Annotated in this window: 26 protein-coding genes; 13 read left to right on the top strand and 13 right to left on the bottom strand. The window is 56.3% G+C overall.

Features of this window, described 5'->3' with window-relative positions; all coding sequences use genetic code 11:
- Positions 1-45 precede the first annotated feature (45 nt).
- The 11 genes from AC1RN6_RS15295 (at position 46) to AC1RN6_RS15245 (ending at position 10,144) form a co-directional block, all read left to right on the top strand.
- Positions 46-1,041, top strand: coding sequence for an isopenicillin N synthase family dioxygenase (locus AC1RN6_RS15295; RefSeq protein WP_493006291.1), 996 nt, complete (start codon positions 46-48; stop codon positions 1,039-1,041).
- 109 nt (positions 1,042-1,150) lie between these two features.
- Positions 1,151-2,182 (top strand): aromatic ring-hydroxylating dioxygenase subunit alpha, encoded by a 1,032-nt coding sequence (locus AC1RN6_RS15290; protein WP_493006290.1) that lies wholly within the window; start codon positions 1,151-1,153, stop codon positions 2,180-2,182.
- A gap of 48 nt (positions 2,183-2,230) precedes the next feature.
- Complete coding sequence (locus AC1RN6_RS15285) at positions 2,231-3,127, top strand: ABC transporter ATP-binding protein (protein ID WP_493006453.1); 897 nt, start codon at positions 2,231-2,233, stop codon at positions 3,125-3,127.
- Positions 3,108-3,899: an ABC transporter permease gene (locus AC1RN6_RS15280; RefSeq protein WP_493006289.1), complete on the top strand. Its 792-nt coding sequence runs from the start codon at positions 3,108-3,110 to the stop codon at positions 3,897-3,899. Before AC1RN6_RS15285 ends, AC1RN6_RS15280 begins: the two co-directional genes overlap by 20 nt.
- 15 nt (positions 3,900-3,914) lie before the next feature.
- Positions 3,915-5,336: an amidohydrolase family protein gene (locus tag AC1RN6_RS15275; protein WP_493006288.1), complete on the top strand. Its 1,422-nt coding sequence runs from the start codon at positions 3,915-3,917 to the stop codon at positions 5,334-5,336.
- A gap of 74 nt (positions 5,337-5,410) precedes the next feature.
- Positions 5,411-6,109, top strand: a complete 699-nt coding sequence (locus tag AC1RN6_RS15270) for a YqgE/AlgH family protein (RefSeq protein WP_493006287.1) — start codon at positions 5,411-5,413, stop codon at positions 6,107-6,109.
- 10 nt (positions 6,110-6,119) lie between these two features.
- The gene (ruvX, locus tag AC1RN6_RS15265; protein ID WP_094565539.1) at positions 6,120-6,512 is read left to right on the top strand and encodes a Holliday junction resolvase RuvX; all 393 of its coding nucleotides are present in this window, start codon (positions 6,120-6,122) and stop codon (positions 6,510-6,512) included.
- Positions 6,499-7,026, top strand: coding sequence for a bifunctional pyr operon transcriptional regulator/uracil phosphoribosyltransferase PyrR (pyrR, locus tag AC1RN6_RS15260; protein WP_493006286.1), 528 nt, complete (start codon positions 6,499-6,501; stop codon positions 7,024-7,026). Before ruvX ends, pyrR begins: the two co-directional genes overlap by 14 nt.
- Positions 7,019-7,978, top strand: coding sequence for an aspartate carbamoyltransferase catalytic subunit (locus tag AC1RN6_RS15255; RefSeq protein WP_050479726.1), 960 nt, complete (start codon positions 7,019-7,021; stop codon positions 7,976-7,978). Before pyrR ends, AC1RN6_RS15255 begins: the two co-directional genes overlap by 8 nt.
- Positions 7,979-8,039: 61 nt before the next feature.
- The gene (locus tag AC1RN6_RS15250; protein ID WP_493006285.1) at positions 8,040-9,320 is read left to right on the top strand and encodes a dihydroorotase; all 1,281 of its coding nucleotides are present in this window, start codon (positions 8,040-8,042) and stop codon (positions 9,318-9,320) included.
- A gap of 14 nt (positions 9,321-9,334) precedes the next feature.
- Positions 9,335-10,144, top strand: a complete 810-nt coding sequence (locus AC1RN6_RS15245) for a lysophospholipid acyltransferase family protein (protein WP_493006284.1) — start codon at positions 9,335-9,337, stop codon at positions 10,142-10,144.
- Here AC1RN6_RS15245 and AC1RN6_RS15240 read toward each other — a convergent pair.
- The 8 genes from AC1RN6_RS15240 to AC1RN6_RS15205 all read right to left on the bottom strand — a co-directional run bounded on the left by AC1RN6_RS15240 (position 10,074) and on the right by AC1RN6_RS15205 (position 17,868).
- Positions 10,074-10,892: a symmetrical bis(5'-nucleosyl)-tetraphosphatase gene (locus AC1RN6_RS15240; RefSeq protein ID WP_493006283.1), complete on the bottom strand. Its 819-nt coding sequence runs from the start codon at positions 10,890-10,892 to the stop codon at positions 10,074-10,076. The two genes, AC1RN6_RS15245 and AC1RN6_RS15240, sit on opposite strands and share 71 nt — an antisense overlap.
- Positions 10,893-10,964: 72 nt before the next feature.
- Complete coding sequence (locus AC1RN6_RS15235; protein ID WP_493006282.1) at positions 10,965-11,954, bottom strand: NAD-dependent epimerase/dehydratase family protein; 990 nt, start codon at positions 11,952-11,954, stop codon at positions 10,965-10,967.
- Positions 11,945-12,871 carry a glycosyltransferase family 2 protein gene (locus AC1RN6_RS15230; RefSeq protein WP_493006281.1) on the bottom strand — a complete coding sequence of 309 codons (927 nt, stop codon included), beginning with the start codon at positions 12,869-12,871 and terminating at the stop codon, positions 11,945-11,947. Before AC1RN6_RS15230 ends, AC1RN6_RS15235 begins: the two co-directional genes overlap by 10 nt.
- Positions 12,871-14,103 (bottom strand): hypothetical protein, encoded by a 1,233-nt coding sequence (locus AC1RN6_RS15225; protein ID WP_493006280.1) that lies wholly within the window; start codon positions 14,101-14,103, stop codon positions 12,871-12,873. Before AC1RN6_RS15225 ends, AC1RN6_RS15230 begins: the two co-directional genes overlap by 1 nt.
- A 131-nt stretch (positions 14,104-14,234) precedes the next feature.
- Positions 14,235-15,098 carry a hypothetical protein gene (locus AC1RN6_RS15220; protein WP_493006279.1) on the bottom strand — a complete coding sequence of 288 codons (864 nt, stop codon included), beginning with the start codon at positions 15,096-15,098 and terminating at the stop codon, positions 14,235-14,237.
- Between the two features lies 1 nt (position 15,099).
- Positions 15,100-15,978 carry a hypothetical protein gene (locus AC1RN6_RS15215; RefSeq protein ID WP_493006278.1) on the bottom strand — a complete coding sequence of 293 codons (879 nt, stop codon included), beginning with the start codon at positions 15,976-15,978 and terminating at the stop codon, positions 15,100-15,102.
- Positions 15,979-16,007: 29 nt separating this feature from the next.
- On the bottom strand, positions 16,008-17,087 hold the full coding sequence (locus AC1RN6_RS15210; RefSeq protein ID WP_493006277.1) for a class I SAM-dependent methyltransferase: 1,080 nt from the start codon (positions 17,085-17,087) through the stop codon (positions 16,008-16,010).
- A 70-nt stretch (positions 17,088-17,157) separates the two neighbouring features.
- Positions 17,158-17,868: a class I SAM-dependent methyltransferase gene (locus tag AC1RN6_RS15205; protein WP_493006276.1), complete on the bottom strand. Its 711-nt coding sequence runs from the start codon at positions 17,866-17,868 to the stop codon at positions 17,158-17,160.
- 406 nt (positions 17,869-18,274) lie between these two features.
- Between AC1RN6_RS15205 and AC1RN6_RS15200 the strand changes: the two genes are divergently transcribed.
- Together AC1RN6_RS15200 and AC1RN6_RS15195 are read left to right on the top strand one after the other, a co-directional pair.
- Entirely contained in the window at positions 18,275-19,225 is a 951-nt protein-coding gene (locus AC1RN6_RS15200) for an FkbM family methyltransferase (protein WP_493006275.1), read from the top strand.
- Positions 19,226-19,310: 85 nt separating this feature from the next.
- Positions 19,311-19,907, top strand: coding sequence for an SDR family NAD(P)-dependent oxidoreductase (locus AC1RN6_RS15195; protein ID WP_493006274.1), 597 nt, complete (start codon positions 19,311-19,313; stop codon positions 19,905-19,907).
- 24 nt (positions 19,908-19,931) lie between these two features.
- Here AC1RN6_RS15195 and AC1RN6_RS15190 read toward each other — a convergent pair whose 3' ends face one another.
- From AC1RN6_RS15190 to AC1RN6_RS15170, 5 genes are all read right to left on the bottom strand, one after another.
- Positions 19,932-20,618, bottom strand: a complete 687-nt coding sequence (locus AC1RN6_RS15190) for a glycosyltransferase (RefSeq protein WP_493006273.1) — start codon at positions 20,616-20,618, stop codon at positions 19,932-19,934.
- An 11-nt stretch (positions 20,619-20,629) separates the two neighbouring features.
- Complete coding sequence (locus AC1RN6_RS15185; RefSeq protein WP_493006272.1) at positions 20,630-22,069, bottom strand: hypothetical protein; 1,440 nt, start codon at positions 22,067-22,069, stop codon at positions 20,630-20,632.
- 23 nt (positions 22,070-22,092) lie between these two features.
- Positions 22,093-23,913: an ABC transporter ATP-binding protein gene (locus tag AC1RN6_RS15180; protein ID WP_493006271.1), complete on the bottom strand. Its 1,821-nt coding sequence runs from the start codon at positions 23,911-23,913 to the stop codon at positions 22,093-22,095.
- Positions 23,914-23,984: 71 nt separating this feature from the next.
- Positions 23,985-24,995, bottom strand: a complete 1,011-nt coding sequence (locus AC1RN6_RS15175) for an acyltransferase family protein (RefSeq protein WP_493006270.1) — start codon at positions 24,993-24,995, stop codon at positions 23,985-23,987.
- The gene (locus AC1RN6_RS15170; protein ID WP_493006269.1) at positions 24,992-26,572 is read right to left on the bottom strand and encodes a polysaccharide biosynthesis PFTS motif protein; all 1,581 of its coding nucleotides are present in this window, start codon (positions 26,570-26,572) and stop codon (positions 24,992-24,994) included. Before AC1RN6_RS15170 ends, AC1RN6_RS15175 begins: the two co-directional genes overlap by 4 nt.
- Between the last annotated feature and the right edge of the window lie 22 nt (positions 26,573-26,594).

The raw sequence follows: 26,594 nt of genomic DNA, 5'->3' as shown, positions 1-26,594 counted from the left end.
CGTGGCGCAGACCGGGTGTCTGAAGTTCATTTGCTTGAGGACGCCATGATTCTCTACACACCACCCAAGACCGCGCAACGCCTGCCGGTTATTGATTTTGCCGATGCGTTTTCAAACGATCTCGGCAAGCGCGAAGCCGTCGCCTGGGAGATCCATAAGATCGCCCGCGACGTCGGCTTCTTCTATCTGGTCAATCACGGCGTTCCGCAGAGCCTGGTTGACGGCCAGTTCGACTGGGCGCGCCGTTTCTTTGCTGCGCCTGACGCGGTCAAGCGCGCAGTCGACATGTCGCTGTCGCCGGCGGGTTTCGGCTATGAGCGCATCGGCACGCAGGCGCTCGATGACGGTCCTACCGATCTCAAGGAAGGATTCCAGTTCGGCACCGATCTGCCGCGCGATCATCCTTACGTAAAACAAGGCGTGCTGCGCTACGGCCACAATCTATGGCCGCAGGAGCTGCCCGGCATGCGCGCGCATGCGCAGCAATACCACACCGCCATGAGCATCCTGTCGCAACGGCTGCTGGCGATCATCGCCTTGTCGCTGCAACTGCCGGAAGACTTCTTTTACTTCGCGCTCGGTACGCCGATCGCGACACAGCGCATGCTGCACTATCCGCCACAGCCTGCCGATGCGCAGCACAACCAGATCGGCGCCGGTGCACACACCGACTGGGGGTTGGTCACCATCCTCGCGCAGGACGACATCGGCGGTCTGGAAGTGCGCAATGCCGACGGTGACTGGGTGCGCGCGACACCGATACACGGCAGCTTCGTGGTCAATATCGGCGACTTGCTGCAGCGCTGGAGCAACGACATCTATCACAGCAATGCGCACCGCGTGCGCAACGACAACCCGGTGCCGCGCTATTCGCTGCCGTTCTTCATGGACGGCGACCACGCAGTGACGGTGTCCTGTCTGCCGTCGTGCTGTTCCGATGAACATCCGGCGCGTTATGCGCCGTGCACCATCGGCGACTACCTCGCACAAAAAGTACAGGAAACCTTCGGCGCCGCCAGCGTACTGGCTGCGGCATCGTAATTTGATCTGATTGAATTCGCGGCGAAGGCGACCATGATGGCGCGCCGGCTGCTTGGCCATGTCTCTGCAAGCGCAGAACGGCATGGCTGGTTTTAAAGGAGTTTGCACCATGCTGGTTACGAAACAAAAAGTCCTGCGCCGCTTCTGGTATGCATTGATGCCTGTTTCCATGCTCAAGGATGGCCCCAAGCCATTCACTTTGCTGGGCGAGAAGATCGTTCTCTGGCTCAAGGAGGACGGCACACCGGCTGCCTTGCAGGATCGCTGCTGCCATCGCACTGCGCAATTGTCGAAGGGTTTTGTGGAGAAGGGCAATATCGTTTGCGGCTACCACGGCTGGACGTATGACTGCTCCGGCGCTTGCGTGCGCATTCCGCAAAATCCGGATGGCGCGATTCCGGCCGGGGCCAAGGTCAAGCCCTATCATTGCCAGGAACGCTATGGCTACGTCTGGGTGGCGCTGGAAGATCCGCTGCGTCCGATTCCTGATTTCCCGGAAGAGAGCCAGCCGGGCTATCGCCGCATCTTCCAGTTCTATCAGCGTTGGGAAACCAGCCCGCTGCGCATGATGGAAAACTCCTTCGACAATTCGCACTTCAGCTACGTGCATCGCGCCACCTTCGGTCTGTACGATCAGCCCAAGCCGGAGAAATACGAGATCACTGAAACCGACTACGGTTTCGAAGCGGAGACGCTGGTGCCGATCAAGAATATCCCGGCCAGCTATCGCGTCACCGGCACCACCGACGACGTCACCATGCGTCATATGTTCAACCGCTGGTATTTGCCTTTCGTGCGCCGTTTCGGTTGCCAGTATCCGGTGTCCGGCCGGCATCACATCATCTACAACTGCGCCACGCCGATCGACGACGGCACCATCATGCTGGCGCAATGGCTGTATCGCAACGACACCGAAGAGGATTGCCCGGAGGCGGAGCTGATCGCCTGGGATAAGCCGATTCTGGACGAGGATCGCGAAATCCTCGAAGCCACCGATCCCGATGCCTGCATCGATACGCGCCGCAAGCAGGAATTTCACATGGCGTCCGACCGTCCCGGACTGATCATGCGCCGCGCTTTGCTGCAATTGCTGGAAGAGCATGGCGAGACGGAAGTGTTCGGCAGCGACAACCAGGTGTAACGGTGGGTCACGTGAAGCGAGGCAACCATGAATGCGATGCAAGAGGCGATGATGAAAAGAGATGACATGACGATACCGCCGCTGCCGGCTTCCGGCGCATATGGCGGCAACGCTGCCGACGAAGCCGGTCTGGCGAATACCGTACTGAGTGCAAACCGTGTCGAGAAGACTTACCGCAACGGCACGCGCGCGCTGGATGAAGTCAGGCTGGACATCAAGCGCGGCGAGTTCGTCTCGCTGCTCGGACCGTCCGGCTGCGGCAAGAGCACGCTGCTGAAGATGTTCGCCGGGCTGGAGGAGCCGTCGCACGGTCACATCCGCTGGTGGGGCAAGAATCTGGCGACGGTAGGTACGCCGCATCGCACGCTGGCGATGGTGTTCCAGGAGGCGACGCTGATGCCGTGGGCATCGGTGGAGCAGAACGTGCGCCTGCCGCTCGATCTCAAACACATGCCGCGCCCCGACAGCGATGTGCGCGTACAGGATGCGCTCAAGCTGGTGGGACTGGATCGTTTCCATGATGCCTATCCGCGCGAGCTGTCGGGCGGCATGCAGATGCGCGCTTCGATTGCGCGCGCACTGGCGACACGGCCGAATCTGTTGCTGATGGACGAGCCGTTCGGCGCGCTTGACGAGTTCACGCGCAACAAGCTCGACGCCGACCTGCGCAAAATCTGGAGTCAGCAAGATCTGACTGTGGTGTTTGTCACGCACAGCATTTACGAGGCGGTGTATCTGTCGAGCCGCGTGGTGGTGATGGCGGCGCGGCCGGGACGCGTGATCGCCGACGTGCCGATCGAGGCGCCGGGCGCCGGCGGCATGCGCGACGACGCTTTCCGCATCTCGCCGGAATTCATGGGCTATTGCAAGATCCTGTCCGATTATCTGACGCTGGCCAATCAAGAAAACCAAGAAGGAGGGGCGCATGACTCCGCTCATCACTAATCCGAAGTTCCTGCGCGTTGCCGCACCGTTCTCGATCGGCGTGGCGTTGCTGCTTGCCTGGCAACTGATCTGCGTGACGCTGGAAGTACCGGTCTATCTGGTGCCGACGCCGTCGGTGATTGCCAAGACGCTGGTGGCGGACTGGAGCTTGTTGTCGGACTCGCTGCTGGTGACGCTGAAGATCACCTTTATGGCCTTCGTGTTGTCGGTGCTGCTGGGTGTGGCGATTGCGTTCGTGTTCGTGCAGAGCCGCTTCATCGAAGTCAGTTTCTTCCCGTACGCGATCATTCTGCAGGTGACGCCGATTGTCGCCATCGCACCCTTGATCATCATCTGGGTCAAGGAGCCGACCTTCGCGCTGGTGATCTGCGCGACCATCATGGCGCTGTTCCCTATCATCTCTAACACCACGCTGGGACTGCGCAGCGTCAATCCGGGTTTGCTGAATCTGTTCAAGCTGAACAAGGCTTCGCGCTGGCAGACCTTGCGTCGCTTGCGTATTCCCAGCGCCTTGCCGTATTTCTTCGGCGGCTTGCGGATTTCCAGCGGGCTGGCGCTGATCGGTGCGGTGGTGGCGGAGTTTGTGGCCGGCACCGGTGGTACCGGATCGGGGCTTGCGTATCAGATATTGCAGGCGGGTTTTCAACTGAACATTCCGCGCTTGTTTGCCGCGCTGTTTTTGATTACCGTGACCGGCATCGTGTTGTTCCTCGCCATGATGGCCTTGTCGCGCGTGGCGCTGGCCGGATGGCACGAAAGTGAAATGGGTTAAACGGATATGCAGACAATGACGACTTCTTTCTTGATCAGCAACATCGACGCCATCATGACCGGCTTGCCCGGTGCGGCGGCGCGCCATGCCGGGCCGGACATCCGCGTGGTGGACGGCGTCATCGGCGCCATTGGCAAGCTGTCGCCTTTGCCGGGAGAAATGATTGTCGACGCCACCGATTGCATCGCGTATCCGTCCTGGGTCAACACGCATCACCATTTGTTCCAATCCATGCTCAAGGGCGATCCTGAAGGTATCAATGCCTCGCTCACACCTTGGCTGGCGGCGACGCCTTATCGTTATCGCGCCCAATTCGACGAAAAGCTGTTTCGCCTGGCGGCGCGCATCGGGCTGGTGGAGCTGATGCGTTCGGGTTGCGGCACGGTGGCCGATCACAACTATCTTTACTACCCCGGCATGCCTTACGACACCTCGGCGATTCTGTTCGAAGAAGCCGAAGCGCTCGGTTTGCGCTTCGTGCTGTGCCGCGGCGGCGCCACGCAGACGCGCCAGCTGGAAGCCGAATTGCCGACTGCGCTGCGGCCGGAAACGCTGGACGGCTACCTCACCGACATGGAGCGCCTGATCCGGCGTTATCACGATCCGTCGCCGACGGCGATGCGCCGGGTGGTGATGGCGCCGACCACGCCGCTGTATTCGGCCACGCCGGAAGAGCTGCGCACCATGGCCGGTTTTGCGCGCCGCGCCGGCGTGCGCCTGCACAGCCATCTGTCGGAAACCGTCGGCTACCAGGACACCGCACAGGGCAAGCACCATTGCACACCGGTGGAATTCGCCGAACGCTGCGACTGGCTCGGCAACGACGTCTGGTTCGCCCATCTGGTCAAACTCGATCCCTCCGAAATCGCCTTGCTTGGCAAGACCGGCACCGGTATCGCGCATTGTCCGCAAAGCAACGGCCGGCTGGGCAGCGGCATCGCGCCGATCCGTCAACTTGAAGAGGCGGGCGTGCCGATTTCCATCGGCGTCGACGGTGCCGCTTCTAACGAAGCTGCCGACATGGTGTCGGAAACGCATGCCGCCTGGCTGATGCAGCGCGCGCGCCGCGGTCAGGAGGCGACGCCGTCGTACGCTGGCGGCACGTTTGAAGGCGGCGCCGATGCCGCGACGGTGGAAGACGTGGTGCGCTGGGGCACGACCGGCGGTGCCAGAGTGCTCGGGCTGGGTGCACTCGATGGCTTGCAAGTCGGACAACAGGCCGACATCGCGCTGTACCGTCTGGACGACCCGCGCTACTTCGGTTTGCACGACCCGGCGCTGGGGCCGGTGGTCGGCGGTGGGCGACCGTATCTGAAGGCCTTGTACGTCGCCGGCAGGGCGGTGGTCGAAGATGACAACATTCCCGGCGTCGACCTGGCGGCGCTGGGGCGGGAGGCGCGGGAAGCGACGCGGCGCTTGCTGGCGACGCAGGACTGACACATTCCGGCGAGCGGGCTGATCGCAGCAGAGGCTCGCCGCCGGGCTGGGGGATTTGTCGTAAAACTGCTAAAATGGCGGGCATGATCAAGCGACGCAAAGCCTTCTCCGCCGACACCTCCGACGCAGCCTTCGACGCGACGGAAACCTCCGATTTTGCGGCAAGCACCGACAAGGCCGCCAAACTCGCTCCCGAGTTCGACCTGACCAATCATTTCCTGATAGCAATGCCATCGATGCTGGACCCGATTTTCGGCGGCACCGTGGTGTATCTGTGCGAGCACAATCAGAACGGTGCGCTCGGCGTCGTCATCAACAAGCCGACCGACATGACCATGGATGTCTTGTTTGATCGCATCAATCTCAAGCTCGAAATCATCCACGATTCGCCTGACGCGGTGCCCGAGCTGTATCGAGCCCCGGTGATGTTCGGCGGGCCGGTGCAGGTCGAGCGCGGTTTCGTGCTGCATACGGCGATGAGCCAGTTCTCGTCGACTTTGCAGGTGACCGACGGCATTTCCCTGACTACCTCCAAAGACGTGCTGGAAGCGGTCGCCCACGGCGACGGTCCGCAGCAGGTGCTGGTCAGCCTGGGTTGCTCGGGCTGGAGCGCAGGTCAGCTTGAAGAAGAACTTGGCCGCAACGGCTGGCTCACGGTCAAGGCCGATCCATCGATCATCTTCGACTTGCCGGTGGAGCAACGCTTCACTGCCGCGCTGGCCTTGCTGGGCATCGACCCGGTCATGCTCAGCGGCGATTTCGGCCGGGCCTGAGCAGGACTCCGTGGAAACGCTCCTGGCCTTCGACTTCGGCTTAAAGCGCATCGGCGTGGCAATCGGCAATACCCTGATCAAGCAAGCCCAGCCTCTAACCATCATCAGCGCCGCCACCAACGACGGCAAGTTTGCCGAACTCGGCAAGCTGATCGAGGAGTGGACGCCGACGCGCTGCATCGTCGGTCTGCCCAGCCATCCCGACGGCGCCGAACATGAAATGACCGTGCGCTGCCGCCGCTTCGCCAACCAGTTGCACGGCCGCTTCGGCGTGGAAACGGTGCTGGTGGACGAGCGCTATTCCTCGGCAGTGATCGAACAACGCCGCGGCGAGCATATCGACGCCGAGGCCGCCGCCATTATTTTGCAGCAATATTTCGACGACTCCCATGAGCACCCCTAATACATCTAACACTTCCTTAGCGCTGGATGCCGAAGCGCTGTATAGCAAGCTGGCGCAGCAAGTCAAAGCCGGTTTGCAAGGCGTCGAACACGCCGCCATCGTCGGCATCCATTCCGGCGGCGCTTGGCTGGCCGAACGTCTGGCCGCCGAGCTGCAGCTGAACGACCGCCTCGGCTTCATCGACGTCTCGTTCTATCGCGACGACTTTGCCGAGAAAGGCTTGCGTCCGGACGTCAAGCCGAGCCAGATCGGTTTCGACGTCGAAGGCGCGACCATCGTGCTGGTCGACGACGTGCTCTACACTGGCCGCACCACGCGCGCCGCGATCAACGAACTGTTCGACTACGGCCGCCCGGCGCGCATCCTGCTGGCGTCGCTGGTCGACCGCGGCGGCCGCGAGCTGCCGATTGCCGCCGACTTTCTGGCCGAGACGATTGCGCTCGCCGACAATCAATCCCTGCAACTGCAACGTGCCGACGACGGCCGATTTTCCCTGACGGTGGTCCATGCTTAATCCACAACTGAACAAGAACGGCGAACTGCAACATCTGCTGACCATCGAGGGTCTGCCCAAAGCAATCATCACCAATATCCTCGACACCGCGTCGTCCTTCGTCAGCATCGGCGACCGCGAAGTGAAGAAGGTGCCGCTGATGCGCGGCAAGAGCGTGTTCAACCTGTTCTTCGAGAACTCCACGCGCACCCGCACCACCTTCGAAATTGCCTCGAAGCGCCTGTCGGCCGACGTGATCAATCTGAATATTTCCGCCTCCAGCGCCAGCAAGGGCGAGTCGCTGCTGGACACCATCGATAACCTGGCGGCGATGCACGCCGACATGTTCGTGGTGCGCCATTCGCAATCGGGCGCGCCTTACCTGATCGCCAAGCATCTGATCGATACCAAACAATCGCACGTACACGTGGTCAATGCCGGCGACGGCCGCCATGCGCATCCGACGCAAGGCTTGCTGGACATGTACACGATCCGCCACTACAAGAAGGATTTCACCAACCTGCGCGTGGCAATCGTCGGCGATATTCTGCACAGCCGCGTGGCGCGTTCCGATATCCACGGCTTGACTACGCTGGGCGTGCCGGAAGTGCGCGCCATCGGCCCCAGCACGCTGCTGCCGAGCGGGCTGGAACAAATGGGCGTGCGCGTCTTCCACAACATGGAAGAAGGTCTGAAAGACGTCGACGTCATCATCATGCTGCGTCTGCAGAACGAGCGCATGAGCGGCGCCTTGCTGCCATCGGCGCAGGAGTTCTTCAAGAGCTACGGCCTGACGCCCGAACGCCTGGCGCTGGCCAAGCCGGATGCCATCGTGATGCACCCGGGGCCGATGAATCGCGGCGTCGAGATCGACTCGGCAGTGGCGGACGGCCCGCAAGCGGTGATCCTGCCGCAGGTGACCTTCGGTATTGCGGTGCGCATGGCGGTGATGAGCATCGTTGCAGGTAACTAAGCAACCCAAGCAACAACGAATTCAACATAGATTCAACGCGGACAAGAGTGGAATAGAGCGCATGAAACTGCATATCAAGAACGGCAGACTGATCGACCCTGCCAACAATATCGACGCGCAACAAGACGTGTTCATCGCCGACGGCAAAGTGGCCGGCATCGGCAAGGCGCCGGCCGACTTTACCGCGGACAAGACCATCGACGCCGCCGGCCTGGTGGTCGCTCCCGGCCTGGTCGACCTGAGCGCGCGCCTGCGCGAGCCTGGCTACGAATACAAAGCCACGCTGGAATCGGAAATGCAAGCCGCGATGCAAGGCGGCGTCACCAGTCTCCTGTGTCCGCCGGACACCGATCCGGTGCTCGACGAGCCGGGCCTGGTTGAAATGCTCAAGCACCGCGCCAAGTCGCTCAATCAGGCGCACGTGTATCCGCTTGGCGCGCTGACCGTCGGCCTGAAAGGCAAGGCGCTGACCGAAATGGCCGAGCTGACGGAAGCCGGTTGCGTTGGGTTCTCGCAAGCCGATGAACCCATTCTCGACACCACCGTGCTGCTCTCCGCGCTGCAGTACGCCAAGACCTTCAACTACACCGTGTGGCTGCGTCCCCAGGATCCGCACCTCGGCCGCCACGGTATCGCGCACAGCGGTCCTGCTGCGTCGCGCCTGGGGTTGTCCGGCGTGCCGGTGATGTCGGAAACGATTGCCCTCTACACCATCTTCGAACTGGTGCGCTCGACGCGCGCCCGCGTCCATCTGTGCCGCATGTCCTCGGCTGCCGGCCTGGAACTGGTGCGCGCCGCCAAGCGGGAAGGCTTGCCGGTGACCTGCGACGTCGGCGCCCATCACATTCATTTGTCGGACATGGACATCGGTTTTTTCGACTCCAATGCGCGCGTCAATCCGCCGTTCCGCTCGCAGCGCGACCGCGACGCGATTCGCGCCGCGCTGCTGGACGGCACCATCGATGCGATCTGCTCCGACCACACGCCGGTCGATGATGACGAGAAGCTGTTGCCCTTCGGCGAAGCCTCGCCGGGTGCAACCGGTCTGGAATTGTTATTGTCGCTGTCGCTCAAGTGGGCGGAAGAAGCCGGCGCAACCGATGCCGTCAGCAAGGCGGTCGCCAAGGTAACCACCGATGCTGCGCGTGTAGCTGGTCTGGCCGCGGGCGGTTTGACGGTGGGCGACGTTGCCGATGTCTGTATCTTTGACCCGGCGACACGCTGGACAGTGGAATCCAAAGTGTTGGCCAGCCAGGGCAAGCACACGCCTTTCCTCGGTTATGAACTGACCGGTCAGGTCAAAGCGACCATCGTATCGGGTCACATCGCTTTCGAACGCTAACTTCAAAAAAAGCGATGCTTCCTTTTCGCATACTGCGCATGATTGCGCATTTGTTTCTCGGCATGGCGATCTGCGCCTTCATCTTTCCCTGGATCGGCCCGGCGCGGCGCGAAGGGCATATTCGCCGCTGGTCACGCAAGCTGCTGGGTATTTGCGGCATCCAGGTAGTGATACGCCAGCTGGACGGCGTGACCGCGCCGGCGCGTTCGCTGATCGTCGCCAATCACATCTCGTGGCTGGATATCTTCGTGGTCAACTCGATGCAGCCGTGCCGCTTCGTGGCGAAATCGGATATCCGCAGCTGGCCTTTCATCGGCTGGCTATGCGCCAAGACCGGGACGATCTTCATCTCGCGCGGTAAGGCCAGCGACGTGCGGCGGATTTTCAAGGGATTGGTGGAAAGCATTGAAGCCGGCGACCGCGTGGCCTTCTTCCCGGAAGGAACGACCGCAGCGCAGGGCAAGCTGCTGCCGTTTCACGCCAATTTGTTTGAAGCGGCGCTCGACGCCAAGGTGCCGGTGCAGCCTTACGCCTTGCGCTATCTGGACGCGCAGGGAAATTACCATGCGGCAGCCGACTTCATCGGCGACACCACGATCGTGGAAAGCATCCTGGCGATTTTGAAGGCGCGATCGATGACTGCGGAGCTGACGCAATTGCCGTTGATCCCGACTGATGGCGCGCATCGTCGGGAATTGGCGGTCACTGCCCGCAAGGCAGTGGCGGAAGGGTTGGGCTACGTGCCGGAGGATCTCAGCCGTGTTTCTGCGCCTGCGGGCAATCCACCTGAAACAGCGCCCGATCCTCAAGCCGCACCGCAGTAAGTTTTCCGCCCCAGACACAGCCTGTATCGAGTCCGATCAGGTTGGGGCGCAGCGTCAGCCCCAATGCCGACCAATGACCGAAGACGCAAGTCACATCAGCGGTCTTGCGTCCCGGCATGTCGAACCACGGCACATAACCCTCAGGTGCGGCGCCGGCACCTTCCTTGATCTTGAAATCGATGCCGCCGTCAGGCCGGCAAAAACGGATGCGCGTGAGTGTATTGATGATGCAGCGAAGCCGGTCATCGCCTTCCAGGTCATCAGACCATATTGCCGGTTCGTTGCCGTACATATGGCGTAGAAAATCGACCCAATCCGGGCCGCGCAGCTTGGTTTCCACTTCATGCGCCAATGACATCACTTTTTCGGCATCCCATTCCGGCAGAACACCGGCGTGGAATAACAGATGGCCTTGTTCGAACAAGGCCAGGGGGCGGTGGCGCAGCCAGTCGATCAGCTCGTTGCGGTCGGGGGCGATCAGGATGTCTTGCAGCGTGTCGGTGGCATGGAGTGGGCGGATGCCTTGCGACACAGCGAGCAGATGGAGGTCGTGGTTGCCCAGAACTGCGCGCGCACGGTCGCCCAAAGCGTGCAAATGGCGCAGCGTGGCCAACGAATGCGGTCCGCGGTTGACCAGGTCGCCGACGAACAGCAGGTCGGCGTCCGGAGCGGTCTTGTCGATCAGGCCGAGCAGGTTTTGCAGCTGTTGGCCGCAGCCTTGGAGATCGCCGATGGCGTATGTAGACATGAGCCCCCTATCAGCGCGGTGCGTTGGACGGACAGTATTGTCGCTGCTGCGGTTCGTCATTTTGAATCCACATTATTTCTTGGCCACTTCTTTCAAGAGGTTGGAGATATTTTTCAGCGCGACTTTGTTTTTTTGCGCCGCTCTCCTTGATTGAACAAGGTGTTCTATATCCTGAATAGTGGGCGGTACGCCAGAGTCGGCCAGAAGTGCTGAGTCATCGCTGTATCGGACGTGGTTATCGAAGACATCAAGCTTGTTCCAGACGGTGGCATGTCCGGAGAAAAAGGATGACAAGTATTTCAGCAGATGTGTCGGCAGCGGGACGCGCACCAGTCTGGTCGAAGTAATCGTTGTGAACAGCCTCGCGATGTCGATCCATTGCATATTGTCCGCCAGTTGAATGACCGGTTTGCGAAGCTCTTTGCTGGCAGCCGGCAGCAGAAGGGCGCTCAGGCGCGAGATACCGATGCAATTGAGGACGGCAGTCTTGCGACCGGGATGAAAGAAGAAGCCATAAATGAAACTGTCAAAAAACAGTTCCAGCGTCTTGCTGCTCATGCCCAAACCGACAACCATTGGTATCCTGACGACGAGTGTTTCCACGTTCTCTTTTTCACCGTGTTCTTGCAGGGCTTTCTCGGCCTTTATTCTGGCCAGGGCGTAGGAACTCTTTCCATTGAGAGGCGAGTCGGTTCCAAGCGTGGTCTGATCACTTCTTCCATACACTCCGACAGTGCTGATGAGCACAACCCGTTTGACTTGTGCCGCCGAAGAGGCGTCCACCAGTTTCTCGATGGCGTTGACAAAAGAGTCGGGCTGCAGCGTTGCACTCGTACTGCCGGCGCAATGATAGACAACGGAAACGTTTTGCAATGCCTGCTCAATGATGTCCACGGGGCTGGTGAAATCAATATATTTTTCTGCGACCAGGGGGCGCAATTCCGCTGGCAGGGATTCTTCGCTTCTGACGATGGCGACGACATCCCAGCCGTCCTTCAGCAATGCAATACACAGGTGTCTGCCAATGAAACCGTTGGCTCCCCAAACGGCTGCTACCGGCATGATTTCTCCTTGCGTACGCGCCATTGATAGCCTGCCAGAAGTCCTTTGAAATAACCGCGCAATGGTGAAATCTTGCGTGCGGACGCCGACTGCAAAACAGTCTCCAGAAACAGTCCGGCGAGCAACCACACCAGATTCAGGCTGGCGCCCGGGGTCGAAGCGTGTTTTTTGTAGAAAATAATGAACTCGCGTAGCTTGCGTGCATATTTCTGCTCCAGCACGGCCCGGTTGACCGGCGACATGTTGTGTGCGAGCCGGGCATTGGGATTGATGTAAAAGTGTTTGTCCCCGAAGTGATCCGCGGCACGTGTCGAAAAATCAATGTCTTCCAGCATGAAAAGATTGTTTTCAAGATCGAACGGAATGGCATCGAAGACCGGCGAACGATAGGCCGAAAGACCGCCGCTGAGGTAGCGACTGGGAATCAGGGGCGTATTTTTTATCGAGGCGCTGCCATGGACGTCGATTCGTTTATCGTAAAAAATTCCACGATGGAATAAATGGAAAAAGCGACGATAGTTATCGGACAGCATGGGGACATTCGTGACGATGCCGCTACTGCCGAGCATGGTTGGATTATCGGTGAAAGCTTTTTCCGTTTCTTCGATATAGGTCGGCTCCAGCACGACGTCATCTTCGTGAAAACAGACAATATCACTCTTCGCATGCACAACCGCAGCTCGCTTCGCATCAATCAAGCCGGTGATGGATGGGTCGTATACATAGACGAGCCTCATCGCAGGCGCCTTTGACGCCACCAAATCGGAAACTGCCGGTTGCGCTTCGTTTGAGTTGCTTTGGTCGATGATAATCAATTCATCGGGCGATCGCGTTTGTTCCAGAATCGAGATCACTGCCGCCAGCAAATCCTGTTTGCGGTTTTTAGTGGGAATAACTGAACTGATGCTGAGAGTCATTAGGCAATATCTTTTTTATTGGAAAAATCTGCTTCGAAGCCGTTCTTGTTCTGGAAGACGGATGCGATCCCCACCGCAACAAAATAATTATAGATAAACATCAATGTTATTTTGTGTCTGAATAAGGTGCCGAGATTCGCGCTGAGCAATATGTAAAAAAGTGACATCACGACCAGCCAGGAGAGCAGAAAGATTCCAAAGGTATTCTTCTGCACGCATTTCAGCCACATTCCATGCAATCCCAGCGGTAGCAACAACAGCGTCAGGATAACTTCAGGAACGACGATTTTCTGGAAAACCGATGTCGCTTGCCATGGCAGAGGAAACGACAAAAATAGCCATACCTTTGCAAACCAGTGCGTATCCAGCGGAATGGCTGAGCCGCCGGTACTGTTGCCCTCATAGAAAATCTGGAGGAATTTGAGAGGGTTGCTCCAGTCGGCGTGAAGCAAGGCCTGCCATCCATGCGCGGCGACATCGACGTTGAGTAATATTTTGAGGTAATAAAAGAGCGCATAGGGCTGGATGATGAGCAGGCAGGCTGCAATGCCGGCGATCATCAGCAGTGAGTATTTCCAGCTCATCTTGACAGCCATGCAAACAAAAAAGATGCCGCCGATCAACAATGTTTCATACCCCCGGAACATGGTCATCAGGAAGAGCAGCAAGGCGATGCACACGATCAATCCTATTTTCTTCGGAATGCTCGATTTTTCTTCCATGACCAGCGCCGCCAATATCGCCATGGCGCCGGTCAGCATGTACAGCCAGGTCTCTTTCAATATGAGGGACGACATGAACATCAGTGAGGGTGTGAAAAGCGTCAGCAGCAGTTGTGTCCCCGACACGCGGCTGGCTTTCTCTCCGATCTTGATGGCAAGCCCCCAGAGTCCGATTCCGATCAGGCCGACCGCGACATTGAGGATGCGCAGAATGACCGGGTTGCTCACCCCGACATAGTCCAGTGCCGCAATGATGTAATAGTAACCGGTATGCGGGTCGCCACGGCCGAGGTCTGAATAGCCGCTTCTTATGTCGGTCTTCCAGTTCTGAGAAACTTTGTGCCCATAGGTGATGTAGGCGGTTTCATCGGAGTTCTTTAAAATCCCGTCAGGACTTTGTTTTTGTATGTAGAGCGTGACGCCCGCTGCAATGATCACGTGGAGCAATATGCCCAGAAAAACAGCATAGGCATACCATCGGCGGCGATTTGTACTTGTAGGCTTGATCATGGCGACGTATTTTCTGGCGGATGGCTAGGTTTCCAGGAGGGAAGTTCCTGAATTGTACGGAACCAGGAGTTACTTTCTTGCATCAGGCAAGAATACATCTCGCGACCGGATCATGTTCCGGCCGCGAGATATCAGCAGTGCATGATGGAGATAGCCCCGGACGAGAAGTGGCGCATGATAGCCGGCCTTCCCCAGGTGGTCGGAATGCCATCGACGGAAAAGAAGCCGGATGAACCGTCAAGACGCTGCATCAATTCTTCGTTGATCGAGAAAATGCCGACTCCCCGCGGGGCTACATTGATGGATGACTTTGATATCAGCGCGCCGCCATTTTTGAATACCGATATATCGTATTGTTGCGAGTGCGCCGAACGATTCAACAGGATGACTTCCGTTTCCGTTTGCATGCCTTCCACCAGAGGGAATTCAGGAATCCAAGAACGTGTCTGGGATAATTTTGCATAAAACAATTCATGCCGCTCCAGATTCTGTTTCTGGAACACGGCGTAACGATCCACTCCATGCGTAAAGGCCGGTTGGCTGCCCGATTTTTCGTAGCAGATATAACCCCGGTCCGTGAAATAGACAAGATTTTTTCTGACGGTCGCCTGGCCGGCTACCGTGTCGGGCATGTTGATGTGCCACATGAACGTACCGTGCGAACCCTCGATTTCAGGGATGTCGCTGATCCTGACAACCTGCATGCCCTTATGGCCCAAAGCGAATTCACGCTCGGCGACCAGTGTTCCTGCGTTATCGTAGAACCAGATTTTGGCGGTCGTCGCGGTATCGAGATCCGGGAACAGTGCTGAAAAATAATTCTGTATCGGCGCGATGGTATCAATGCCCTTGTCGGTTCTCCAAAAATAAAGTTCGGTGATTGTTCCGAAATTGCGGAGTTGGCTTTGGCGTTGCCATTTCAACGGCATCTTCTTTTTTAACCAGGCGCGCGCAGCCAGGGAAATAGGGATGGAGTGATAGATTTTTCGGAGCATATTAGTTCGCGAACAGGTGTCGTGCCGCGTCGATTTTGATTTTTCCGGTAACCGACCATTCGGCCATCAAATACTCTTGCGGCGGATGCGAATGCTCGACCGAAACTCCGCCATTGCTCTTGCTCACAATCACGCTGAGTGGAATCAGTGCCGATGTGACCGACGATGCGGCGAGGCTGACAAACGTATCGCCGTGACCGGCCAGAACCTCATCGATTTCCACGCAGTGGAAAGCGAATGGGCCGACTGCCACTGTCTTCCGTGTGATGAGTTCACCGGCGGCGTTGCCAAACTCCAATTGGACTTCTGCAGTTTGCCGGTAATCCGGACTGACCGAATAGTTCAGCAAAATGAGGCGGCATTTTGTGCCGCCGCTCAGATAAATCTTGTTGGAAAAACTAAGGAAGTGCGGCGTCTTCCCTCGCATGTTGAAGTTCGGCGGGGTTTCATAAATCACGCTTCCCTTGGCTCCCGATGCCGACTCATACTGCACGACCGTCCGATACATGCTAAAGCTGGTGTGAGGGATCTTCGGTGCCTGGTCCGGATCCTTGCCAAGCAAGCCCATCGGGACCCGGTGCACTACGCACAGCGTTGTTTTGTCGGCCCAATTCAGTTTCTCAAGTTCGTCGTCCAGGCAAAAGAATCGGTGTTCCTGAGGACCGAGCTCGGCAATGGCCGCGCGCCCGATCAATGCGTTGTCGCCGTAGGCGCTCAATATGACCGAGAAACGCGTGCCCTTGTTACGCGTAGCGCCCGGATCATCGCCGGAAAGCCCGGTATATGTCTTGAGACCGTACGCGGCCAACACGGCGATGGGCGTCGAGGCGAGATGCAGGTAATTCAAGTCAGCGTCGGACACCGAGATGATCTGATTCATGAAAAGCTTTCTGGACGAAACGGAATCAATTAGCGGGATGCCAGTTTGCGATACATGTTTCGCACCGCGTCATGCAGCCCCAATGATTTCAAGACCTTGACCGCCGCCTTCCGGGGAAATTTCTGCATGCGAACGAGAAGATACTTTCCTTCCATACGTTCCAAATAGGATGTTATTTTTTGATGCTGCTCATTCGAGAACACTGGTTTGATATCGGCAGTCTTTCGAAATACGCCAATGCACCGTTCGTCGACGTGAATGGTCTCAAAGCCGTTGGCCGCCATGATTCCCTTCAGCGTGTCCGAGGTGAAATGGAACAGATGAGCGTTTTGCAGGTATTTCAGGAAATCGGCCTCGTATGCCGATTCGATGTTGTAAATGCCCGGAACGTCAATGATGAGCAGACCGTCAGGCGGCAAGATGTCGTGGACTTGTTGCAACTCCGCGTTGATATCAAGGATATGTTCCAAGACGTGGCTATAGATAATGGCGTCCGGTTTTTCATCTCTCAGGACGGCGATGCCGCCTACCTTGAGCTTCATGCCTTTTGCCACTCCGGCCTCCATGAAGCGGGTGCCATAATCGCAGCCGACGACATTGGCGCAAAACTGGCGGAAGTACGACAGAATGCCGCCGGCGGCACATCCGACTTCCGCCACGGTCTTGCCGTTCAGATCGACATGTTGTTTGACCGTGTCGTGCAGACGTTTTCCTGCGGCGCGCTGATTTTCAAAAAACTCGTCCGTGGAATATTGAAAACCGTCGTACAGCGAGGTGTAATGGTTCTGATAAAAATCAGCGTAGTCCACATCGCGCATGACCGGATTGGTGCTGAGCAGGCTGCACGTCTTGCAGACACTCGTTTCCACCGGCAGCGAATACCGGTCGCGTTGTGCGATGGTGATTGCATCCGATGATCCACAGAGCTGGCATGGGCGAGTGGACAGCTGGTAGCGGCCATCGCGAATCTTGCCCAGTACCTCTTGTCTGGTTTGTTCCTGTGCGTCGCTCAGCCGGAGATAGGACTCGCCATGCGGTTTGAAACGGGCGGAAACCAGTTGCGTCGTCGCGGCGGCTTTCGAAACTTCAGAATTGCTGATGGAATTCATTGTCAATCATCTTCACTGAATAAAGTGGAGCGAAAAAATAAATGTAGCGAGTGTTGTCGACGAACGTGCTCTATCGTTTCAGCAGGAAAATATGCTCGGATCCGATACGGGACAGCAAGGGGTTCGTCAACGTCATCAATGTGTATTTGAACTTCAGGGACTGAGGCCAATGCGACATGCCAGGCAATGGGAAGCTATAGCGGACGGCACGTAATTTTTTCAATCCGATGATGTCGGTCTGAGCCAGCAGGTCCTTGATCTTCATCCGGTTCTTGCTGTACTTCGGCGCATCTTTGAAAATGAGATTGCGCAGAAAATAATAGGGAAAAAAGAGCTTTCCGATAGGGTACGGATTAGGCGTTGTTTCCACGATCAGCCGGCCTCCGGGCTTGAGCACCGTATCGATTTTTTTCAGCAAAGTCGCGACATCCGGAACGTGAGCGATCACGCCAACGCACAAGACCACGTCGAATTTGACATTATCATCGACAGCTTCAAACGAATCATTGATCAAGGTCACATTTGACGCCAGATTTTCAGGAACGCGCTCTTTGACCTTGCGGATCATCGCATCCGACAAATCGATCAAGGTCAGTCGATTGGACGCCTTCAGCAGGGGGAGTGACAGACTGCCGTCGCCGCATCCGATGTCAAGAATGTTGAGATTGTCCGTTTCGCCGAGGAAGTCCTGTACAACCATGCTGCGAATGGCAATGCGGTCACTGCTGTTTTTCAGGTATTCAGAATTATTGAAAAAAAGCTTAACTTTGTCTTGATCCATAGTTCAATGTTGATGTCGATTGCGCGCCGGGATTGCGATGTTAAAGGACGGTTCGGATTCGGATAAGCCGGACCAGGCTCTGATGTGCGTATTGTTGCCAGCATTAAGAGGAGAGACTGACTGGCGATTTTATAGGTTGGACATTATAATGCAGAGCCTTCATTAAATTGTGAAATCACTGTCCGTATCAGGCTTTCCCATCCTTCATGGTGTTGCAAATCGGGATGACGCAAGCCGGGTTGTTCATGTGTTTTTGATGGTTTTCAACAATTGACCGAGTTGCAAAATAGAGCGTTTTCACCTTCATTGATGATGATGACGCCAGTCGGGGCGACGCAATAAACTAATCCCATCTCCGGCTCAGCCTTTTCTTGCAATATCCAATTTCCCTTATCAATTATTTAACATGACAAAACAACAAGGCGCCGATGTGACAGGCTCTGAGCCGATTGAGCGTGCAACGGGTTCTGCGGCGAAACAGATCGTAAAGTCACTCTTGCTGTTGCCATTGCATTGTCTGGATGCGTTCGGGCGGGGCTATTCCGCGCTGATTGCCGCCATCCATCCGACCTTTTCAACCTACTGGCTGGATGCGCAAAACGACAGGATTCAGGCGCGCCGCAAGCAAATTTCCCACGTTGTGAAAGGTGTGGCCCAGCATTTTTCGTTTTATACCCCGAACTGGATATGTCAGTTCCGCGCAGCGACGTTTTCGACCAAAGAGCCGGAAACCCTTGAGTGGATGGATACTTATGGCGGACAGGGGGCGTTATTCGATATCGGCGCCAACGTTGGCTTGTATTCGGTTTATTACGCCAAGACCCAGCCCGGCAACGTGTATGCGTTTGAGCCCTCGGTGTTCAATCTGAGAGTGCTGGCAAAGAATCTGAACGCCAACGATGTTGAATCCAAGGTGAAGATCATTCCCAATCCTTTGACAACGACCAATTGTTTTGCGGATTTCAATCTGACGACCACCATGGAAGGTGGCGCGCTGTCATCGTTCGGCGTCGACTATGGGCAGGATGGCACGCCCATGAACAAGGTCTTTGCTTATCAGACTTGCGGTTTTTCACTGGATTTTCTGATGGAGGCAGGTGTTGTCGCCGAGTATCCGAGTCTGATCAAAGTGGATGTGGATGGAATCGAGCATCTGATCTTGCGCGGGGCGGTGAAGACGCTGGCGCACCCGCAATGCAAAACTGTCCTCATTGAGGTAAACGACGCATTTGCGGAATTGTCGACGGAAGTGCAAAGCATTCTGACCGGTGCAGGATTTCGGCTGGAGACGCGCGCGCAGGCCGAAATGTTCCATGCCTCGGCGGCGCTGAACAATCAGATCTGGATCAAATCCTAGAATCCCATATTGGGTCAGCGCGTCTCTTTTTTCGTTCCGCGTCTGATTGTCAATGTGCTAACGGCAGGAACAGGCAGGCTGGATCATGAATCTATTGATAGTTACGGGGACTTCCCGTGGCCTCGGCCAGGCGATCGAAGCTGAGTTTGCCGGAAACGGCTGGGAGATCTGTCCCCTTTCCCGTCCGGCATACGATTTGCGGCAGCCGGACTGGATTTCCGGTCTTGTGTCCCGCTTGCCGGATGCGGAACGCATTGTTTTCATCAACAATGCTTTTGACATGCAGATCAAAGAAAGCGTCTTGCTGTCCCAAGCGCAAATTCAGGACAGCGTTCAAATCAATATTACGACGCCGCTGGCTTTGATTGTCGCCATCCTGCAGCGCTTTCCGCATGCAGAGATCATCAATATCTCTTCAGGCGCAGCTGCCAGAGCAATTCCCAATTGGTCCCTGTATTGCACCGGAAAAGCCGCGCTGAGCGCTTTCATGCGGAATTTGCAGGCAGAAGGCGTGAAGTCTCTGAACTACGAGCCGGGCGTAATAGATACGGCAATGCAGTCTCAGATCAGAGCGGCCGATTTCCCTGGCGTTGAAAACTTCATTGCGCTGAAAGACAAGTTGAAGTCCGCTCACCAGGTGGCGGCGGATTTATTCGGCATTGTCAGCCAAGAAAAATACTGAGATCGATCACGCCGCCGCGCAGTTCTAGTCGCCGGACGGTGTAAGAGGGAAGGACATTTTCCTGTGTTCTGCACGCCAGATGTCGGCATAGCTGCAGTTCTTGTAATCCTCGAAGTACGGTCCGCCTTCGGTGTAATGCAGATTCGATACTTCGCTTTCCGGCAAGGTCGGGTCGTAGTCAACCAGATGATTCCAGCGGCCCGGAATCGCGCCGATTTCTTCATCGCGCAGCCATTTGAAACGGTGCAGGTCCAGGCCGGTAGCCGTCTCCACATAAGAAGGCGTCAACGCCTTGCAACGGGCGTTGTTCATCAACATCATGCTGGACCAGTTCTTGCGTTCGTACTTGGTCTGAGTCTGATTCAGGAATTTCATGTCCGTCGCGGGTTTGTGGTCGTGATGGACGCACATCAACGCATATTGCTCGTCCCGCAGTTTCCAGAGATTGGCGACGTCGTCCAGCATCAGCATGTCGCAGTCCATGAAAATCGACCATCCTTCATATCCGGAGAGGTAGGGCGTCAGGAAGCGGGAGAAAGAGAATTCCGTGGATTGCAGAGGATTGCGTTCGCGATTGAAAATGCCGTGCAGCGAGCTGAGAATGATGGGGGTAATCTGAACCGGCTCGGAAGATCTGCGCAAGATGGAAGACGACAACACATGGTATGCAATCTCTTCCTTAGGTTCGAACCCAATAAATATTTTAATCATTTAAAGTCGCTTTATTTATTCAACAATTTAGATAGTTCGACGGCAGAGAAGCTTTGATCGAGATAGTGGTTCGCAATTTTCGCCCCATTTACTATGGGCGATGTCCCATATTTCTCTGCCAAAACTTCAACTTTATCATTAAAGTTCTGGTCCATAGCGATGGTTTCGAGTCGATACTGATTATCCAGTTCGAAAATATTGTGGCTGACAATCTCTTCCAGCTGTAAATAGATGGGCGCAATATCTTCTTTCAGGCAGTCGATCGCAACCGACGAGGATCGGTAGATGCACATGACCGGTCGTATGTGTTCCTGCGGGGCGTAGAGCGTCAGGCCGAGTTGCTGTGCATAGGCCCGGAGATGCTGGAACGATGACGTATTCGGATTCATCCTCGCGATGGCTTTCAGCGTGGTCGCGCCTTGCAGTGTCGCCATGTATTGCAGAATGTGCTCGCCCTCGGCAATATTTCCGGTCAACGCAAATACGACGTTGTCTCGCTGAATTTCGATGTTTGTGCCGGTATTTTTTCTGCTGCCTCTGAGGAAATAGCCTTGTCTGATATTTTTCCAGGCAGGGTTTTGTGAAAACAAATCGAAGGCCATTTCTCCCGGAGTAATGACCGATGACGGTATTTCATCCGTACGATAAAAATGCTCGGGATGGCGCAGACTGAGATGACGCGGCGTTATCGCGCAATGCAGATATCCCATTCCCTGAATATCCAGCGCGTCGGCGCCGGCCATGATGACCTTCTCCCAGTTGCGGCCTTCCAGCGGGAATAGGAAGCTCCCGGGTTTGCACCTTCTCAGATGCGCGAAAAACGAGAGGCAAATAAGCTTGTTGTTGAAAGCCGCACCACTGTTGATTTCGCGCAGTCCCAACAACACAAGAAGCAATTTTTCTTTTGTTCCGGAGAGATGATGCAATCCGGTCAGCAGATGAAGCAGAAAGATGACGGGCGCGACAATGGCGCGCCACGGCAAGAAAAATGCGGTGAACAGAGAGAGATTGCGTTCAACGAATACAAAATCCTGTGTGTCGGCTTCTCTTCCTCCGACAATTTTTACGTAGTTGAAAGGCTGCCCCATGTTGTCCAGCAAAGCGGAAAAATAGGCGTCCTTGTTTGCCGTCTGCGGCCCGAGCGACAGCACCGTCAGAGCGTGCGAAGTGCGTGGTGCGCCGCGGGAGCGACGCAGCCAGGTGCGCCACACGATGCCCGCATTGCGAAGCGGGAACAACAGAAGGAGTGAGAATCTGAGAAGGGCGATCAATATCGGCGCGACGAGCGCTCCGGCGATACTTCTCGAGTGCAAAATACTGGCGATTTCCACATCGCTCAGCGGGATCGCATTGATGGGGCCGGCAGTGAAATTGAATTCACGGCGACGATCCGCCCGGCCAAACCGGCCGATCAGGTTCTTCAGCCACTCCTGCTCAGTTGAGGCGCTCATCGATCCGGTTCCGTGTTTGTTGGTTACTCAGTCGGCGCGACTTGCTGTTCGGAACACATGCTGTAAAAACGCGTACTTCTGTCGTTCAGCAAGCCGTCCCAGGTGCCGGACTCAGCCAGTTTCCCGCCATCGAGGACGTGAATCTTGTCGGCCCATTTGACCGTCGCCAGTCGGTGCGTGACCATGATGACGGTGCGATTGGCGGAGGCGCGACGCAAGGCGTCCACCACGATTTTTTCAGACGAGCTGTCCAGTGCGCTGGTGGCTTCATCCAGAATCAGGATGTCGGGGTTCTGTACGATCGCTCTGGCGATCGCCAGTCTTTGCGCTTGCCCGCCGGAGAAATTGACGCCGCCTTCGCCGACAAGAGTGTCATAGCCTTGCGGCAATCCCATGACGAAGTCGTGAATTTCCGCAATATCGGCTGCATGTGCAATTGCGCTCTCGGTAATATCCTGTTTGAAATACGCGATGTTTTGCCGGATGGTGCCATGAAACAGCAACACGTCCTGGCCGACGTAGCCGATCCTGTGGAGCAGGCTGGATTTGTTCAGATTTGCCAGCGGCGTGCCGTCATAGAGGACTTGTCCGGAAGAAGGGGACTGGGCGCCGATGACAACGTTGAGCAGCGTGGTCTTGCCGGCGCCGGAGCGCCCCACGAATGCCACTACCTTGCCTTTTTCTATATCCAGCGATACGTCGTCCAGCGCCTTGGCGCGTCCGGCATGTTCCACGCTGAGATTGCGCAGCCGGATGCCGTCGTCGAGCCTGGTAAACGGGATGACGCCGTCTTGTTCCATTTCGGGCAGATTGTGGATGATCTCATAGAGATTCTCCACGTCAGGAAGCATGGTGCGAATATCCAGTGGTGTGCGCGCAAGCGTCGCAAAGGAGGGGAGAACGCGTGCCAGTCCCATGGAAAACAAACCGATGTTGGTGACCTGCGCCATGAGGGTGGCGGGGGAACTCAGGTAGGTGATGATCATCCCGATGAACAGTCCGGCAAATGCTACCAGTTCAAAGACATGGCGCGGTGAGGCAAGCAGGAAAGTGGTCTTGATGTAGGTTGTTCTGGAAACATCGTTGGCATCCGAAAACGCCTGTATCCAGTGTTTGTCGGCGCCTGCGGTGCGAATCGGACGGACGCCGCGTATCCATTCGGTGGCCACTGCACTCATCTCCTGTTCTGCGATTCTTCGGTGGGCGGAGAGGCGATAGGAATAGCGGGTCAGTGGTTTGGATACCGAAAAATACAGCAAGGCGCCGCACACGGTTACGCCGATGGTGATGCTCGGCTCCATGTAGAACAGGATCACCATGACGAAGAAGAAGCGCAGGAAATCGATGAACGAGCGCGGCAGAGTATACAGCAACTTCGACAGCATCACCGGCGGCATGTTGAGGTTATACGTCAGCGCTCCCGAACGCGCATGGTCGAAGTAGGACAGCGGAGCCTGACCGTAACGCTCAATCAGTTCTTGCCGGTACTGGCTCAGTACTTCGCCGCTGGAGCGGGCCACGATGTATTCATGCAGCAGGGAGAGCGCGCCCTTGAGGACAGTCAGGGCAAGGAACAGAGATGCGGCCGCCAGGAACGGGTCATGCACCGGCATCATTCCGACAACTTTTCCGATGGTTTGAACGAGCAGTTTGTCTTCCACGCCTTCAGCGGGCGCGACGCCGACCAGATTGTTCAGGATCGGTATGAATACGGCGAGATTAAGGCCCTCCAGAATACCTATGACGACGCCGAGCACCGTCAACAGCAGATAGACGGAGGAGTGCCGCCGCAAGAAAAAGAAAATGATTCTTGAAGTCGAGGCGGCAGTAGAGGCTTTTCTCATGGTTTTCATGTTCACTAAGTACAGGCAGGTCGGCATCTTTGGGCATGCCGGTTGCAGAATTATTGCAGAAATTACTGAAGCTTCAGATCCCGATATTTCTTTTTGACGGTCACATCAAAAATCAGGACCAGTATGAGCGGCATTGCCCACCAGAAGAACACGATGGATGTCGCGCTGGTAAACTTCAGTTCGTGCCAGATGAAGGCAAGCAATCCGTGCAGTATGTAAATTTCGTAGGTGTAGTAACCAAGCAGCCTGAAGATGCGATGGCCGTTCGCAACCAGCGGCGTCAGCGCAGACAGCACTAGGAAAGATGCCAAAACTGCGACCGTGGGGCCTTGGGTAAACTGAATGCCGAAGAACGAGGTGTTGTATCGGTACAGCAAATACGCCGTAGCTATCAAGAGCAAATACCGCAAAGCCAGATCGATGCGAGGTGTAAAGCTGCCTCTTTTGGCAATGCCTAGTGCCAGCATCATGCCAAAGAAATAAAAACCGATGTTACCTGTGACGGTGCGGTCGTCAATCAAATCAGGATTGTTGCCCAGAAAGGCGTGCAGTTTGGGAACGCCATAGGCAAGCAGCAGTCCCGGCAGCAGCTGGAGCATCCAGTGCAGACTCTTCAGTCGGCCGGCAATGATGATTAGAAGAGGCGTCAGCAGATACAGCTGGATTTCGATAACCAGGGTCCACAGCACGCTGTTGGACAGCGTGCCCTTGAATGAATGGAGGTAGGGGAAGAAAACATACCATTCGTCGTTGACCCAGGATCCCAGCAACAAGGATACCACGCAGTAGTTCAGAATCAGCAAGGGGTAAATGCGTTTTGCCCTGCTGATGTAGTAATGGCGTGTGGCAGCAAGCCAGGACTGTTTGCTCAGACGGTTCGAGAACGATTGCGCGTTGAGAAAGCCGGAAATGATGAAGAAACACCAGACCGCCATGCGACCCGGCACTGCCGGGATGTTCAGCACCGATGGCGCCACGTGCCCGACGATCACCCATTGCGCCAGCAGCGTGCGGAAGATGTCGATGTTGATGGACGTCGTCGTAGACGATGGTGGTTTCAATGCAGTCGTCATTGAGATTTTTTCTCGGTGAGCGTGTGTATGCGCTGCGTCAGCAGATCGCAAGTCAGGGTGGCGAGTTCTTCCCGGCCGGATGCGAAATGAATGCGCTGCGTCTTTTCATAAAGCGGCAGAACTGCGTCGGACGGGTCGAAAAATATGGCGGAAATTCCCAGCTGTTCGGCGACATAAACGGGTGAGGAATAGGGAATGACGATGACCAGATCCGACTTCGCCACCATGGAGTACATATTGGCGGTATGCGGCACGATTTCGAGCTGTCCGTCGGCTTCGGCGCGCGCGATTTTTTCTACGTAGCGATTGTCGTGATCTGCGTGATGTGCGCGTTTATGCTTCAGCATGACACGTACGTTCCAGCCCAAGGTCTGCGATGCCAGCTGTCTCGCATGCTCGATCCCATCGATGAATTCCACCATGTTTTCGGCGGAGTAGTAGTTGCCGAACAAGCCGATACTTTCTGCATAGGTCGTGCTGATCGGCGTTACGTCATATATCGCAATCACCAGTTCTGTCGGGTCGCGAGCTGGTTCATCGCTCGGGGGTAGTTGCCAGACTATCGGTCCAACAACATTGATGGTTCCCCGGATATTCAACGAACGCAGATAGTCGGCATAGCCGTTTGACCATACCCAGGAAACATCGACGCGCAGATGTCGATAATTGGGCACGTCAGATCGGATCGGCTCGTGCTTGTTGACGATGGGTATGGTGTTTTGCGCATACCAGACCAGGTGCGTTTCGAAATTTTTTTGCGGCAGGTCGCTCATCCATAGCGGTTGGGCGGGATAGTTCGAATTGGTAATGACGACGGCATCCAGCAGTTTTTTACGGTTCAAATGCACGGCAACTGCGTGGTACGCGAAATCTCGGCCAAGAATACTGATGATCGGATGGCGTAGCGTCGCCTGCCAATAAGCCAGATATGCACGGACGTGGTTTGCCATGAGGCGCACGAAATCGGCAAGCCCCAAGCGATTTCCTCGCAGCAATTCAAACAGCGGCAAACGAACGTAGCTGAGACGTTCCGGAACGCTTGAGATCGCTTTGAGCGCGGTCTGGATAATCAGCCGTCTTGCCGTCTGCAGTGGCGTGACGGGTGCTTTCAGGCAGTAAGCAACGAAACGGGCGTCGCCGTCATTCTGAAACAGACTTTCCGTACCGACGCCAAACAGCAATGTTGCGGCGCCTTGCTGCGGGCGTCGCGCCAGCAGTGACATGAAAATTGTCGCCAGCGCGTGCAGCCAGTGCACGTGAAATTCAACCATCGACGTGAAAAACATTTTCGCCGACGGCCTTGCCTGGCCCGACGCCGAATCGATCCGGATGCCACCGACAGTGTGTATCTGTGATTGATCTGACGAGGTGATGGTCTCGGACCGGGCTTGTGCAGCGCATTGCTGCACGAACGAAAACAGACCAACTTCGACGAGGCGTTGGGCCAATCTTTGCGCCATGCCGGCTTGGGAATAGCCGAGAGTCCTCAGGCGGACTGATGCCAGCCATGTTTCGGCTTGGCGAATCAGTTTGTCAAATAACAGGTACCCCTGCGCAGTTTGAAATGGAGAACGCATTGAAATGGTGTGGGAAGTGCGG

The sequence above is a fragment of the Herbaspirillum sp. GW822-FHT03A08 genome (assembly GCF_058801885.1).
This window is presented reverse-complemented; position numbering and strand designations above follow the sequence as displayed.

Excerpts from the sequence above, each read along its gene's own strand:
- AC1RN6_RS15295 (WP_493006291.1), top strand. The coding sequence starts at position 46 with ATGATTCTCTACACACCACCCAAGACCGCGCAACGCCTGCCGGTTATT.
- AC1RN6_RS15290 (WP_493006290.1), top strand. The coding sequence starts at position 1,151 with ATGCTGGTTACGAAACAAAAAGTCCTGCGCCGCTTCTGGTATGCATTG.
- AC1RN6_RS15285 (WP_493006453.1), top strand. The coding sequence starts at position 2,231 with ATGATGAAAAGAGATGACATGACGATACCGCCGCTGCCGGCTTCCGGC.
- AC1RN6_RS15280 (WP_493006289.1), top strand. The coding sequence starts at position 3,108 with ATGACTCCGCTCATCACTAATCCGAAGTTCCTGCGCGTTGCCGCACCG.
- AC1RN6_RS15275 (WP_493006288.1), top strand. The coding sequence starts at position 3,915 with ATGACGACTTCTTTCTTGATCAGCAACATCGACGCCATCATGACCGGC.
- AC1RN6_RS15270 (WP_493006287.1), top strand. The coding sequence starts at position 5,411 with ATGGCGGGCATGATCAAGCGACGCAAAGCCTTCTCCGCCGACACCTCC.
- pyrR (WP_493006286.1), top strand. The coding sequence starts at position 6,499 with ATGAGCACCCCTAATACATCTAACACTTCCTTAGCGCTGGATGCCGAA.
- AC1RN6_RS15255 (WP_050479726.1), top strand. The coding sequence starts at position 7,019 with ATGCTTAATCCACAACTGAACAAGAACGGCGAACTGCAACATCTGCTG.
- AC1RN6_RS15250 (WP_493006285.1), top strand. The coding sequence starts at position 8,040 with ATGAAACTGCATATCAAGAACGGCAGACTGATCGACCCTGCCAACAAT.
- AC1RN6_RS15245 (WP_493006284.1), top strand. The coding sequence starts at position 9,335 with ATGCTTCCTTTTCGCATACTGCGCATGATTGCGCATTTGTTTCTCGGC.
- AC1RN6_RS15240 (WP_493006283.1), bottom strand. The coding sequence starts at position 10,892 with ATGTCTACATACGCCATCGGCGATCTCCAAGGCTGCGGCCAACAGCTG.
- AC1RN6_RS15235 (WP_493006282.1), bottom strand. The coding sequence starts at position 11,954 with ATGCCGGTAGCAGCCGTTTGGGGAGCCAACGGTTTCATTGGCAGACAC.
- AC1RN6_RS15230 (WP_493006281.1), bottom strand. The coding sequence starts at position 12,871 with ATGACTCTCAGCATCAGTTCAGTTATTCCCACTAAAAACCGCAAACAG.
- AC1RN6_RS15225 (WP_493006280.1), bottom strand. The coding sequence starts at position 14,103 with ATGATCAAGCCTACAAGTACAAATCGCCGCCGATGGTATGCCTATGCT.
- AC1RN6_RS15220 (WP_493006279.1), bottom strand. The coding sequence starts at position 15,098 with ATGCTCCGAAAAATCTATCACTCCATCCCTATTTCCCTGGCTGCGCGC.
- AC1RN6_RS15215 (WP_493006278.1), bottom strand. The coding sequence starts at position 15,978 with ATGAATCAGATCATCTCGGTGTCCGACGCTGACTTGAATTACCTGCAT.
- AC1RN6_RS15210 (WP_493006277.1), bottom strand. The coding sequence starts at position 17,087 with ATGAATTCCATCAGCAATTCTGAAGTTTCGAAAGCCGCCGCGACGACG.
- AC1RN6_RS15205 (WP_493006276.1), bottom strand. The coding sequence starts at position 17,868 with ATGGATCAAGACAAAGTTAAGCTTTTTTTCAATAATTCTGAATACCTG.
- AC1RN6_RS15200 (WP_493006275.1), top strand. The coding sequence starts at position 18,275 with ATGACAAAACAACAAGGCGCCGATGTGACAGGCTCTGAGCCGATTGAG.
- AC1RN6_RS15195 (WP_493006274.1), top strand. The coding sequence starts at position 19,311 with ATGAATCTATTGATAGTTACGGGGACTTCCCGTGGCCTCGGCCAGGCG.
- AC1RN6_RS15190 (WP_493006273.1), bottom strand. The coding sequence starts at position 20,618 with ATGATTAAAATATTTATTGGGTTCGAACCTAAGGAAGAGATTGCATAC.
- AC1RN6_RS15185 (WP_493006272.1), bottom strand. The coding sequence starts at position 22,069 with ATGAGCGCCTCAACTGAGCAGGAGTGGCTGAAGAACCTGATCGGCCGG.
- AC1RN6_RS15180 (WP_493006271.1), bottom strand. The coding sequence starts at position 23,913 with ATGAGAAAAGCCTCTACTGCCGCCTCGACTTCAAGAATCATTTTCTTT.
- AC1RN6_RS15175 (WP_493006270.1), bottom strand. The coding sequence starts at position 24,995 with ATGACGACTGCATTGAAACCACCATCGTCTACGACGACGTCCATCAAC.
- AC1RN6_RS15170 (WP_493006269.1), bottom strand. The coding sequence starts at position 26,572 with ATGCGTTCTCCATTTCAAACTGCGCAGGGGTACCTGTTATTTGACAAA.